Origin of the sequence: Seinonella peptonophila (assembly GCF_900129355.1) — a bacterium.
In the GTDB taxonomy this organism is placed as follows: domain Bacteria; phylum Bacillota; class Bacilli; order Thermoactinomycetales; family Thermoactinomycetaceae; genus Seinonella; species Seinonella peptonophila.
On the sequence record NZ_FQVL01000001.1, the window covers coordinates 514,568 to 527,383 of the forward strand.

The window sequence follows — 12,816 nt, forward strand, 5'->3', positions numbered from 1 at the left end:
CCCTAATTCGCCATCGTTTGTTGATGGTTTTTTAAGTATTTGACCATATAAATGGAGGTTCCTTGATTAGGTTTTGAATGAATAGTAACTTCATCCATAAAATTTTCCATAATCGTAAAACCCATACCGGATCGCTCTAACTCTGGTTTAGATGTATAAAGCGGTTGACGAGCTTCACTAATATCTTGTATACCAATACCTTGATCAGTAATCTGGATACGAATGCGATCACGTTCTAACTCTACACGTATGTAAACAACTCCATCACCATTTTCTTCATATCCATGAATAACCGCATTCGTAACAGCCTCAGAAACAACTGTTTTGATATCTGTTAGCTGTTCAACTGTCGGATCAAGTTGGGATACGAAAGCAGCAACAGCAACGCGAGCAAAAGACTCATTTTGCGATAAGCTGGAGAAAGATAACTCCATTACATTTTTTTGATAGGGACTCATGAGGCCACCCCACAGGCTTGAACAGCATCTTGTTCATGATCATAAATTGACAAAATACGAAAGAGACCTGACATTTCCATCAATCGATAAACAGAAGGTCTGATGGAACAGAGAGTCATCTTCCCTCCTAATTGCGTTACATGTTTATATCTCCCTAGAATCACACCTAGCCCTGAACTGTCCATAAATTCTAATTCAGCAAGATTCAGAACAAGGTGTGAATAAATCTCTTTTTTTAGCTCTGCTTCAATCTGATAACGTACTGTCTCAGCTGTATGATGATCCAGCTCACCTGCTAGACGTACGATCAGTACATCACGAGCATGTTTCACCTCAAGTGATAGGCTCATAACTGCTCTCCTCTCCTATTTTTCACCTATATCACTTCGAGTTGTTCCCTATATTTTCCTTCTTCAATCCTTCTTTTGTAGAAATAGATCATTACATGCTCTTTTTAGCAAGTCCCAAAGCCCTGCCTCTTCAATATTGATGTGACTACGCAAATCGACTTGATCTACTTGTTTTCCCTGGTGATATACTACCAACTTCCCAACAAGCTCATTTTTGCGAATCGGGATTTGCTCTTTTAACCACTTGATTGAGTATTTAAATTCTTTTGGGGAATGACCCTTTCTTACCAAAATACTAATATCTCGATCCGCATAAAGCGTTAATTTACGAACTTGTGCTTTCTGCAACTCTTTTATTCCGATTTTTTGCCCTTTCCGAAAGAGCAGAACAGAATCGTATGTAGCAAATGCATGATCCAGCATACCTGCTACTTCTTGATTGCGTGTTTTAATATCGGGTTCTCCCATAACAACAGCAATCGGACGGAATTGCCCACGTTTAGCAGTTGCAGTCAGACAATACTTAGCTTCTTGTGTAAAGCCTGTTTTTAATCCATCTGCATTTGGATAAAATTTGATCAATTTATTGGTATTGACTAACCAAAAAGGTTTTTTGCTTCCCTTACGCAGATGGTCTTCATATATACCTGTATATTGAGTAATGGCTGGGTGTGTTAGCAACTCACGAGCAATTAACGCCATATCATAGGATGATGATAAGTGTCCATTTTCAGGTAGACCATTTGTATTGACAAAATGTGTGTCTTGGCAACCAAGCTGTCTAGCACGCTGGTTCATCAATGCTATAAAACGCTGTTCGCTTCCAGCAATTCTTTCAGCCATCGCAACTGTGGCATCATTTGCCGATGCAATCGCGATTCCTTTTACAAGATCACGAACATTCATCCTTTCACCAGGCTCTAAAAAAATCTGAGTGCCCCCCATTGAAGCTGCTTTTTCACTCACTTGTACCAAGTCAGTATATTTTAACTGTTTCTTTTCAATGGATTCCATTATCAAAAGCAAGGTCATAATTTTCGTCATACTAGCTGGTGCTAATTTTTCATGACTGTTTTTCTCATATAGGATTTTCCCACTGTTTGCATCGATTAAAATGGCAGATCGAGCGGATGCAGCCAACTGCCCACTTACCCCCTGCGCAAAATTTGTGATAGGTAGCATAACCAATTGTAAGATCACCAATATTGTCATGGTTATGAGGCGAATGATCATGATTAAACCTCCTCTTCAAAGTCAACATTATTGTGAACGGGTAAGAGGAGGATTATTCCAATTCATAAATATTTTATCTATGGATGTTCGATTTTCCTTATAATCCCTTGAACAAGAGCCATAAATTGATCATGAACTCGCTCAGCCGTTTCCATTACTTCAGTATGATGTAAAGGCTGATCTAGAATTCCCGCAGCCATATTCGTAATGCAGGAAATCCCTAAAACATGAATTCCAGCATGATGTGCAACAATTACTTCTGGAACAGTCGACATCCCTACTGCATCTGCACCCCATTGGCGAAACATACGAATCTCAGCAGGTGTTTCATAAGATGGACCTAACACGCCTACATAAACCCCTTCTTCTAAAGTGACTCCCATCTCTGAAGCAACTTGTTTCGCTTGTTGTCTTAACGCAGGACGATAGGCATATGTCATATCTGGAAAACGTAGACCCACCTCATCATCATTGGGTCCAACAAGGGGATTTTGACCCATAAAATTAATATGATCCCGAATCAGCATCAAAGCTCCTGAGGCAAATTCCTGATTAATGCCGCCTGCTGCATTTGTTACGATCAATGTATGAATCCCTAACTTTTTCATCACTCGAATCGGAAATGTGACTTGCTCCATCTGATGTCCTTCATACAGATGCACACGCCCTTGCATAATGAGAACTTGCTTTCCTTCTAGTTCACCGAAAACAAATTGTCCAGCATGACCTTCTACTGTTGACTGTGGAAAATGTGGGATTTGGTTATAGGGAATGATTGTCGGTTGTTTAATTAACTGAGCAAGATCGCCTAATCCACTTCCTAAAATCAGGCCAATCTCTGGTTTTTTGTCCAATTGCTTTTCAATTGAACTTACTGCAGCCGTGATCTGATCAGCTATCTGTTTCATAAAAATGACTCTCCTCTTTCGATGATCTAAACTCTTTGCTAACTACCTATTATACTCTACTTTATTGAAAGATTATTTATTTTAATTGTTGATAAAAACTTATGCCAATATTTGGTTTTTCAACTTGGAACCATTCAGCTATCGTTGCTCCTACATCTGCAAAAGTGGTTCGAATGCCTAGATCACAAGGTTTTTGAATCCAAGGTGCATAAACAAACAAAGGTACATACTCCCTGGTGTGATCAGTTCCATGAAAAGTAGGATCATTGCCATGATCTGCTGTAATGATTAACAAATCATTTGCTGCTAAAGAGTCAATCACTTCAGGTAGTCTTTTATCAAATGCTTCTAATGCTTGTTTATAACCCTTTGGATCACGTCGGTGACCATACTTACTATCAAAATCAACAAGATTTACAAAGAAAAAGCCTGTTTCCATTGTATGTAATGCTTCAACTAACTTGGTTATCCCATCATCATTGGAAGTAGTATGTATAGACTGGGTAATCCCACTATTAGCAAAGATATCTGGTATTTTACCAACCCCCACCACTTCAATGCGCTTATCAACCAAATGGTTTAAGACTGTATGGGCAGGAGGTTTAACAGAATAATCGCGCCGATTCGCTGTTCGCACGAAGCTTCCTGGCTTTCCTTTGAACGGGCGAGCGATCACACGAACAACTCGATGTTCATCCGCCAATGTAAGTTTTCGTGCAATTTCGCAAACTTGATATAATTCCTCAAGCGAAATCACGTCTTGGTGTGCCGCAATTTGCAATACGCTATCAGCCGAAGTATAGATGATAAGGTCACCTGTTTCTAACTGATGTTTGCCCCATTGTTCAATGATAGCCGTACCCGAAGCTGGAACATTCCCTACCACTTTTCTACCTGTTGCTTGTTCAATTTGATGAATCAATATATCAGGGAACCCTTGTGGATATGTTTGGAAAGGCTTGTCCGTATAGATCCCCATCAACTCCCAATGACCAGTTGTTGTATCTTTTCCTCTCGAAATCTCGATCATCCGACCATAACTGGCCTTTGGCTGCGAAACGGCTACAATCCCTTTCATCTGTTCAATATTACCCAGTCCAAATTGTTCAAGATGAGGTAAAGAAAGTCCTCCTTGACTTTCCGCAATATGCCCCATTGTATGACTTCCCAGATCTCCAAACTGATCCGCGTCGGGTAAAGCCCCAATCCCAACGCTATCTAACACAATAACAATTGCTCTACCTCGCTGTTCCATTTACAACACACACTTCCTATTGATCTTTTATTCTCCTAACCAATAAAATAGCCATATACGTTCACCTACTTGTTTGAAAAGCTCTTGTTGATCCTGAATTGGAGCCATTACTTTTACTGCTCCATCACTTGGTTGATTTTCTGTAGGTAAAAAATAGCGAAAACTGAACGATATCAATTGATAAAATAAAAAAACAAGCACTAAAAAGAATAACATACGTTTCCAAAAAATGTTCACAAAAGTCCCCTCCCCATGCTAATAACCTATGGGGAGAAGGATTTTTTTATGTATCATACAAAATAAAACGCGAGAGCTTTCTACGAAAGCCTCACGTCACTCTAGAACCTACTAATTTTTTAGGATCAGTCACCTGATCCTTACATCGATGACATACACCATGAAAAGTCAGACGATGATCAACGATTTGAAAGTCAAACTCAGTTTCAACCCGGTGTTCAATTGGGCCAAGCAAATCCTCCATAATCTCATCAACCGTACCGCAATTAAGGCAAATTAAATGATGGTGATGGTGTTCAGCACCTTCAGCACGAAATTCGTACCGTGTAACACCGTCTCCAAAATTAAGCTTGTGTATGATCTGTAAATCACTAAGTAATTCCAGTGTGCGGTAAACAGTGGCAAGTCCGATCTCCGGAGCTTTTTCCTTCACCAACAGGTAGACATCCTCAGCGCTCAAATGAGCCTCCTCATTTTCTAATAGCACACGGACAGTCGCTTCCCGTTGGGGGGTCAATTTGTAGCCGTGGGCGGATAATTGTTGCTTAATGTGATTTACCCTTTTTTCCACACTCACACCCCCCTATACATCTGATTCATATTATAGGGGAGAAGACATCACTTCGTCAAATAATATAACAAAAAGTATTAGGTGAGAATCATTATAATAATTTAAGTGCCTGCATTCCAACTTCTGGAACAGTCTGTTTCATCAACCAAGGTGAAAGATATGCTTCCATTCCAGCAGCGACTAATAATGAACCGACTAACATGGTTACGACAAGTGAATAAGAAACAAATTGGGGATAGATTCTCCCGCGATGTTTAATCAGACGATTTCTTACTAAAGTGATTGAAAAATGTAATCCCAGTACAGCAATGATAATCATAGCAGGGATGATAAATAAATTTTGCGGTACAACTGATACAAAAGCAAACCAAAACCCTTTCCAACTGAGTTGATGTACGAGAAAGCCAACCGTAAATCCTACCACAAGTCCTTTCAGGAAAATCAAAATCAATATAACTGGCATCCCTATTATCGAAATCCCTAGTATCCACATGATGCCCACTGTCTTTAGATGATCACCAATTGCATGTTGAAACATAATCTCGGGATCAGCGATCTCATTTTGACGGAGTCCTTGAAAAAAGTACCCTAGATAATTTAATAAACCTTCTTTTTGAGTTCCATCTAAGACATTAACCAGTACTGCACCAAATATAACTCCCATCATCAATAATACCGTCACAAAAAGATAGAGTGATTTTTGTGTTTGGAAATGATGATGTAGTGTTTGATTCCATTGCTTTTTACGAGAACGCATACTCACTCCTCCAATCTCTTCTACTCTATGAAAGAGTAAGCGAAAATATTAAAAAATCATCCTCGCAATACAAATAGAAAAGTTTATAATAAAAGTAGATTTAATCGGGAAGGAAGTGAGAAAATTGGCTACAGCTTTATTGGAAAAAATAGATGATCAGACATTAGCACAAGATGGTGTTCCCAAAGAAACTTATGGAAAAGTAAAAGATACAGCAAATAGCCTTATGAGCTCCTTGGCAGAGCAAAAAAACAACCCTGCTTATTTTCGTAGTCGAGATATTGCACAACAAGAATCTTTTCAAAGTAAAGCCGGTTTTATTAATAGTCTACCTACCAAATATGTCGCTGGTTTAACTGTTCTGCAATCGATAGTCAAATTACCATTTCGGATGTTAAATAGCAATCTATTAGGCACATTAGACTTAACAGGTAATACACCAGCCAGCCATGACAGAGGTGGTAGTGATCTTCAACAAATTCTTAACTACTACTGGTCACGCTATCATAAAAAAATTGAAAAAGAAGCCAAAAATAACGAACCAGATTCTGAAATGCTTGATGAATTTATCGATAGTCTCAAGGACCAATGGCTCACCCCTGAACAAAAAAAGGAGCAACGAGAATCTCCTGAAGGTGCAAACGATCGCAACCGTTCGATTCTGACAGGCGACCTTTCCTATATCTATGAGCCCACAAAACCTCACGAACTACTTACTGCTGATCAACTCTTAGCTCGTGCTTTTAAAGGCAGAGAAGACTTTGTTCGACAAACTGAGCAGCAAATGGGCAAAGGACAACCCAATAGTCAAACACATGAAGAGTTACTCTTGGATGAGGGTCGGTTAGAGCAGGCACGCGTAGGTGAAAAAGGTTTACAACAATTTGAAACGGCAGATCAAATCCTTGCTCGTGCTTTTAATGGTAAAGAAGATCAATTAAGAGACGCCAATACCCAAATGCTAATTGGAGACTTGCTGGAAGGTACACAACTAGGCAAGGTAAATTCAAATTCAAATGAACAGTTGTTGGTAACTCCTGGGGAACGAAATCGAGCTGATGAGAAAGATCGAGCCATGCACTTAGAAATGAATCGCGAACGTTTTCGAGAAAGAGGAGGACGAGAGCGATAAAAAGGACGGTTGTTGCCCGTCCTTTTTATTTTCTTTGCAGTTGCCAATAATAGATGGCTGCAACTGTTTTTGCATCACAAATGAGTCCAAGCTGCATTTGTTCCAAACAAGTCTCTAAATCATACTCTACAAGCTCTACAAACTCGTCGACATCTGGCTGTTGCTCTCCTTTTTCCAGTCCTTCTGCCACATAAATATGTAGAAATTCATCAGCAAAGCCTGGTGATGTGTAAAAAGAGGTAAGATGATAAAGCTTCGAAGCACGATAACCTGTCTCTTCCTCTAACTCACGCAAAGCACATGCTTCTGGTTTTTCATCTTGCTCTAATTTACCAGCAGGAATCTCTAAAATGGTTTTTTCCAGCGCTTTGCGAAATTGTCTAACAAGCACAAGTCGATTCTCGGGAGTAATGGCGATCACGGCTACTGCGCCAGGGTGTTTGATCACCTCTCTTGTGGAATAACTTCCATTCGGCAGTTGAACCTGATCTACATAAAGCTCTACAATGCATCCCCGGAAAATGAGCTTCCGGCTAATTGTCTTTTCTTGAAATTGAGTCAATTCAGCTACTCCTTCACAATTAAAATGTATAATTCCCTTCTCTTTTGCGTAAGCCATCTCTAAATAGAAGTTTAGGAGGGGATTGGTTTTATGAAAATAACGACTGATCGTCAAGGAATACGATGTGTAGGGAAATCATGGGAAATTCGTGCATATTTGCGCAGGTTGGCGTGTCATCAAATCACTTTATATCAATTTTTAAATCGGCAATATTCACATGAGCAAAAAAACAAATAGACAACGTCATGTACTCTCATCTAGCAGCGTTATGGTTACGGGCACTTGTGTTATAGAAGTAAAACCTCCTCTTCAGGCTACAAAGATGTATGGATGGGCACTGCGTCTGTTCGCTCAGCTCAGTATCAACTCAGCTACAGCGTTCATCGTAAGACTTACAGCGTTAGCTGCTTAGCCGAAACTTGTGCGGAGTGTGCAGACAGTACTGCCGCCTATTCTTCGCTATACTTAACAACGCTTTGTAGCGCCTAAAAAAATGCGAGTGAAGAAACATTCTAGATATATTGCGAACCAATTTCTGTTGGGATCGCTACTTGATCTACTCTGCTTTCTCAATGTAAGATTCTTCTTCAGTCTGAAATATTTGATGGAAATATTAATCAACAGAAGGTATTCAAGCCATTAACATAGAATTCTAGTGCCAAAAGTGTATTATACATCTTCTAACCTAAGGGTGATTTCATTGCAGCAACAATATAAAGAAATCTATCAACAAACACTGCATTGGGTTACAGAGGCCAGACATTTGATTTATCAATATCTTGAAAAAGGCTCCATCAAGCATCAATCAAAAAGTCATGTAAATGATCTAGTAACAGAGGTAGATCAGGTAGTAGAGCAATTTTTTGTAGATAAAATTAACCAATTATTTCCTGATCATCAAATTATAGGTGAAGAAGGAATGAATCACTCACAGGTCAGACAATCTGAATATGTTTGGTATATTGATCCGATCGATGGAACAAGTAACTTTGTTACACAACAACGAGATTTTGCTATTTCCATCGCTTTATATCATCAAGGTGTCGGCGTATTTGGTATTATCGATGATGTGAAGCAAAATGAGTGCTTTCATATCTGTAGTGGAATTGGGTGCTTTCATAATGATGAACCTCTTCAGCTAAAACTGCAACCCACTCGACTACTTGATTCGATTTTGGCCATTAGTTTTCATTTTACTTCAACTAATGGGCTTCAATTTGGGAAGCAATTAATCGAAATCGGTCCACATATTCGTGGTATCCGATCATATGGAGCTGCTACTTTTTCATTATTACGTGTTGCCTTAGGTCAAATTCAAGGTTATTTAGTCCCCCATTTAAGTCCATGGGACATTGCAGCAGGTCAATTACTTGTTAAAGAAGCTGGCGGTATTGTTACTGACTTTTCGGGAAAGCCTCTTACTCTTGATCAACCCACAACTCTATTAGCCGCTCATCCATCAATCCATCAAGAGTTACTTGCTTTTATTCAAAAACTCCCACTATATCAAAAAGATTGATATGTGGGAGGTAGCATTAGACTCCAGCTAATTGGTCTGATCGATCTGTTGTAACAGCAATCTCTTTTACTGTAGCCGTTTGTGCCGCCAGAGCTACTACTAACTCAGCAGCTTTAGATAATTCTTGGATAGGCATTCTCTCTTCAGTCGTATGGATTTTTTCATAGCCTAACCCTAAATTCACAGTGGGAATGCCATATGAATTAAAAATATTGGCGTCACTCCCACCAGCGGTCGAGATTAAGAATGGTTCTCTTCCAATCGTTTTTAATGCAGTCATCGCATGTTGGATAACGGCATCTTGAGGAGTATATTCAAAGCTGGCAAAGGAAAGATCCGTTTCAGCCTCAACCGCTCCACCATGAGTCAATGCAGTTTGACGGAATGTTTCTACCATCTGATCGGCATAGTGTCGAAGCTTTTCCATATTGCAACTTCGGACTTCTGCAACAATTGTTGCTTCTTCTGGGACAATATTCATTGCCACCCCACCATGAAATTGTCCAATGTTTATCGTTGTTTCATGATCAATTCTGCCTAATTTGATCTTTGAAATCGCTTTACTTGCTATTTGAATCGCACTAATCCCTTCTTCTGGATTAATCCCAGAATGGGCCGCTCTTCCACGAATTTTAATGCGAGCCTTCATATGTGCGGCGCAGGATGCGATGATCTCACCAACTGGACCATTTGAATCAAGCGCATATCCATGTTCCGCACGGATTAATGCAGGGTTCAAATGTTTTGCCCCTATGAGCCCAACTTCTTCCCCTACTGTAATAATAAATTGAATAAGTCCATGCTCAATTCGCTGCTCCTGTAACAGTCGAATTCCTTCTAATAGCGCAGCGATTCCGGCTTTATCATCACTTCCTAGAACCGTGCGCCCATCACTCATTACATACTCTCCATGAATGATGGGATTTACCCCGTTTCCTGGAGTTACTGTATCCATGTGACATGTAAAATAAATCGGAGTAGCATACATCTGTGTTGGAGGGAGCGTTGCGATCAAATTACCAGCACCTAAACCTGTCTTGCTTGCAGAGTTATCTTCCATGACAGAAAGTCCTAATCGACTTAATTTATCATGCAATCGATCGCATATCTCCCGTTCATTACCCGATTCACTATCTATTTGTACCAGTTCCATAAATTCATCCAGTAGTCGTTGTATCTGTACCACTTTTAGTTCCCCCAATTAATCGAAATCATTTCTTAGGGTGGCATAATATTATCATACCACGATTTTATAAAAAGAAGAGCAAGACTTAAATGAAATATAATGATAACGCTTTCATTTTGTCTTTTCTAAAATATCCCTATTATACATCGATTCTGTTTAAAGTACAATTTATTAGTTACCACGATCATATTTAAATCAATTTATGTACATGCTAGGAAAAGATATGGATTTCCTGCTATTCATCGAGTAGAATATTTTGGTGAGGTGAGTGAAAATGCATCCACGGATGATTCGTTGGGTTGTCTATATTGTGATCTTTTGTCTGTTGGCAAGTTCGTTAGCAGCAGCGATTAGCTCATTTGTACTATAATCTTCATTCTTTTCTTATGTACAAGCACAATTTTTCTGCTTATACTTTAAGAGATGAACTTATACTTGTATCGATCTTTATTGTGTGTGAGAAAGGCAGGTGTATATTATGGAGCTGTTTATGGTTACGTCTTTAGTGATAAGTACCATTCTCGCCGTTTATGGTACAGTTTACAATAAGAAGACAAAGAATATGCCTGGAATGGTTATCGGAGGTGCCTTCACTTTAGGGCTGGGATGTATTGCGCTGCTCGCTGTATATGATTTTATCTTTGGAGTGGACAGCATCCTCCCATATGTACCTTGGTAAAGAAGAGCATACATAAATTGAAAAGCACTCCTGTGATGGGAGTGCTTTTTATTGGCTAAAAATGAGATCGAATGATTTTTTCACCTGATGCATTACCTCTGTTATTTCAATTTTCACTTTCAGTATTTTTTCCATTGAAGTAACACCATACTGTGTAATCCCACAAGGAACGATTGTTTCAAAATATTTCAGTTCTGTATTTACATTTAATGCAAACCCATGACTTGAAATATATCCTCTCCGATGTCGTCCTCGATGAAATTTAACCCCAATCGCGGCAATTTTTTCTTTGCCTACCCAGACACCCGTATATTTTTCTCTTCTTGAAGCAACAATTCCCCAAAATGATAAGGCATCAATCAACCCTTGTTCTAATTGACGGAGATAAGAGCGCGCCAAATTACGTTGCTCACCGAGATAAAGAATGGGATACCCTACCAACTGTCCAGGTCCATGATAAGTAACATCCCCACCACGATCTATCTCAACCACTTCAATTTGTCGTTGGCAATACTCTTCTGTTGTTAATAACAAATGCTTTTGATCAGTTGTTCTACCCAGTGTAATAGTATGTGGATGTTGCAATAAAATCAATTGATTCTCTGCACCATCATCTACTTTTTGAACCCACTCTCTTTGCATTGACCACGCCTCATGATAAGGAATGATGCCGAATCTTTGTTCATGTAGCATGTTGTAATATCCTCCTAAAAAGGCATCCTACAGGATGCCTTTTGTATCTGGTCCATACGCTTCAAGTCGTTGCTTTACAGCTTGTAAAAATCGTCCACTTATCCATCCGTCAATAATCCGGTGATCAATCGATAAACATAAATTCATCATGTCACGGATTGCAATCATTTGGTCGATTACGATCGGTCGCTTCACAATCGCCTCAAATGATAGAATCGCTGCTTGAGGTGGATTGATGATGGGTTGAGATGCTACTGATCCAAATGCTCCTGTATTATTTACAGTAAATGTACCACCTTGCATATCTGATACTTCTAGTTTTCCACGAAAGGTTTTCTCTTTTAAACGATGAACACTTTTTGCTAGTCCCAGTAAACTTACTTCATCAGCATCATGAATTACAGGCACAAACAACTCTCGTTCTGTTGAGATTGCCATAGAAATATTAATACGTTTCTTATGAATAATTTGATCTTCTTGCCAAACAGAATTAAGTTGTGGAAACTCCTTCAATGAATCAACTACTGCCTTAATGAAAAAAGGCATAAAAGTTAGGGAGATTCCTTCTTTCTCTCGAAACTCTTCTTTCATGCGTTGGCGAAATGCCACTAAACCAGTTACATCAGCTTCCATCATCACCCATGCATGTGGAATCTCTTGCTTACTTTTTACCATTCGTTCAGCAATTGTTCGACGAATCGGTGTTAGCGGAATTACTTCATCTTCGGTTTGACTCGAAACAGTTTTTTTCTCAACTGAGATAATAGGCTCCGACTCTTGTTGATCTGTATGTTCAACTGGTGGCTCGATTTCCTTTTTTCCTTCAACGATCCGCAGCACATCTTTGCGCGTAATTCTTCCTCCCATGCCCGTACCACGAACTCGACTCAAATCAATTTGATTCTCCTCAGCCAATCTTAAAACAGCTGGAGTATAGCGTTTTTTCATCGAAGGAGAAGCCTCCTCTAACTCCTCTGTTTCAAATTCTTCAACCACGTCAATATTTGCAATTTCTGGTTCAATCTGCTCAATTTGCAAACGACAAATGACATGTCCAACAGCAACAGTTTCTCCTTCGGCAACAATAATCTCTTGGAGGATACCCGATTGTGTGGAAGGTACTTCTGCATTGACTTTATCTGTAGCAACTTCACAGATGGGTTCATATTTTTTCACTACATCCCCAGGACGTTTTAACCAACGAGCAATCATGCCTTCTGTGACACTCTCTCCTAGTTGAGGCATCGTTAGATCGATGATCATCAGTCCACCTCCT

16 protein-coding genes are annotated in these 12,816 nt (G+C 39.5%); 4 read left to right on the forward strand and 12 right to left on the reverse strand.

Translation table 11 applies throughout. The annotated features are described in order from the left end of the window. Positions 1-2: 2 nt before the first annotated feature. From spoIIAB to spoIIM, 8 genes are all read right to left on the reverse strand, one after another. On the reverse strand, positions 3-458 hold the full coding sequence (gene spoIIAB, locus BUB71_RS02480; protein WP_073151421.1) for an anti-sigma F factor: 456 nt from the start codon (positions 456-458) through the stop codon (positions 3-5). Continuing rightward, positions 455-808, reverse strand: a complete 354-nt coding sequence (gene spoIIAA, locus BUB71_RS02485) for an anti-sigma F factor antagonist (RefSeq protein WP_073151424.1) — start codon at positions 806-808, stop codon at positions 455-457. The genes spoIIAB and spoIIAA overlap by 4 nt, the downstream gene beginning before the upstream one ends. 63 nt (positions 809-871) lie before the next feature. After that, positions 872-2,041, reverse strand: coding sequence for a D-alanyl-D-alanine carboxypeptidase family protein (locus tag BUB71_RS02490; protein ID WP_073151427.1), 1,170 nt, complete (start codon positions 2,039-2,041; stop codon positions 872-874). Positions 2,042-2,118: 77 nt separating this feature from the next. Then, on the reverse strand, positions 2,119-2,949 hold the full coding sequence (locus tag BUB71_RS02495; RefSeq protein ID WP_073151430.1) for a purine-nucleoside phosphorylase: 831 nt from the start codon (positions 2,947-2,949) through the stop codon (positions 2,119-2,121). Between the two features lie 76 nt (positions 2,950-3,025). Beyond that, positions 3,026-4,204 (reverse strand): phosphopentomutase, encoded by a 1,179-nt coding sequence (locus BUB71_RS02500; RefSeq protein ID WP_073151434.1) that lies wholly within the window; start codon positions 4,202-4,204, stop codon positions 3,026-3,028. A gap of 27 nt (positions 4,205-4,231) precedes the next feature. Beyond that, positions 4,232-4,441, reverse strand: a complete 210-nt coding sequence (locus BUB71_RS02505; RefSeq protein WP_073151438.1) for a DUF4227 family protein — start codon at positions 4,439-4,441, stop codon at positions 4,232-4,234. Positions 4,442-4,532: 91 nt separating this feature from the next. Then, a complete protein-coding gene (fur, locus tag BUB71_RS02510; RefSeq protein ID WP_073151441.1) occupies positions 4,533-5,012 on the reverse strand; it encodes a ferric iron uptake transcriptional regulator in 480 nt (159 codons plus the stop codon). 91 nt (positions 5,013-5,103) lie between these two features. Next, positions 5,104-5,769, reverse strand: a complete 666-nt coding sequence (spoIIM, locus tag BUB71_RS02515; protein WP_073151444.1) for a stage II sporulation protein M — start codon at positions 5,767-5,769, stop codon at positions 5,104-5,106. Between the two features lie 124 nt (positions 5,770-5,893). On the opposite strand from spoIIM, the gene BUB71_RS02520 reads away from it, so the two are divergent. Further along, on the forward strand, positions 5,894-6,901 hold the full coding sequence (locus BUB71_RS02520; RefSeq protein WP_073151447.1) for a hypothetical protein: 1,008 nt from the start codon (positions 5,894-5,896) through the stop codon (positions 6,899-6,901). A gap of 25 nt (positions 6,902-6,926) precedes the next feature. Here BUB71_RS02520 and BUB71_RS02525 read toward each other — a convergent pair whose 3' ends face one another. Further along, entirely contained in the window at positions 6,927-7,463 is a 537-nt protein-coding gene (locus tag BUB71_RS02525; RefSeq protein WP_073151450.1) for an NUDIX hydrolase, read from the reverse strand. Positions 7,464-7,553: 90 nt separating this feature from the next. Between BUB71_RS02525 and mciZ the strand changes: the two genes are divergently transcribed. Together mciZ and BUB71_RS02535 are read left to right on the forward strand one after the other, a co-directional pair. Continuing rightward, on the forward strand, positions 7,554-7,700 hold the full coding sequence (gene mciZ, locus BUB71_RS18795) for a Z-ring formation inhibitor MciZ (protein ID WP_084730957.1): 147 nt from the start codon (positions 7,554-7,556) through the stop codon (positions 7,698-7,700). A gap of 463 nt (positions 7,701-8,163) precedes the next feature. Continuing rightward, a complete protein-coding gene (locus BUB71_RS02535; protein ID WP_073151454.1) occupies positions 8,164-8,982 on the forward strand; it encodes an inositol monophosphatase family protein in 819 nt (272 codons plus the stop codon). 16 nt (positions 8,983-8,998) lie between these two features. On the opposite strand, the gene BUB71_RS02540 is transcribed toward BUB71_RS02535, so the two are convergent. Next, on the reverse strand, positions 8,999-10,168 hold the full coding sequence (locus tag BUB71_RS02540) for a M20/M25/M40 family metallo-hydrolase (RefSeq protein ID WP_073151456.1): 1,170 nt from the start codon (positions 10,166-10,168) through the stop codon (positions 8,999-9,001). 478 nt (positions 10,169-10,646) lie between these two features. On the opposite strand from BUB71_RS02540, the gene BUB71_RS02545 reads away from it, so the two are divergent. Continuing rightward, entirely contained in the window at positions 10,647-10,847 is a 201-nt protein-coding gene (locus tag BUB71_RS02545) for a hypothetical protein (protein WP_073151461.1), read from the forward strand. Positions 10,848-10,895: 48 nt separating this feature from the next. Here BUB71_RS02545 and lipB read toward each other — a convergent pair whose 3' ends face one another. Together lipB and BUB71_RS02555 are read right to left on the reverse strand one after the other, a co-directional pair. Then, positions 10,896-11,540 (reverse strand): lipoyl(octanoyl) transferase LipB, encoded by a 645-nt coding sequence (gene lipB / locus BUB71_RS02550; protein ID WP_073151465.1) that lies wholly within the window; start codon positions 11,538-11,540, stop codon positions 10,896-10,898. A 27-nt stretch (positions 11,541-11,567) separates the two neighbouring features. After that, a complete protein-coding gene (locus BUB71_RS02555) occupies positions 11,568-12,803 on the reverse strand; it encodes a dihydrolipoamide acetyltransferase family protein (protein ID WP_073151468.1) in 1,236 nt (411 codons plus the stop codon). Positions 12,804-12,816 lie beyond the last annotated feature (13 nt).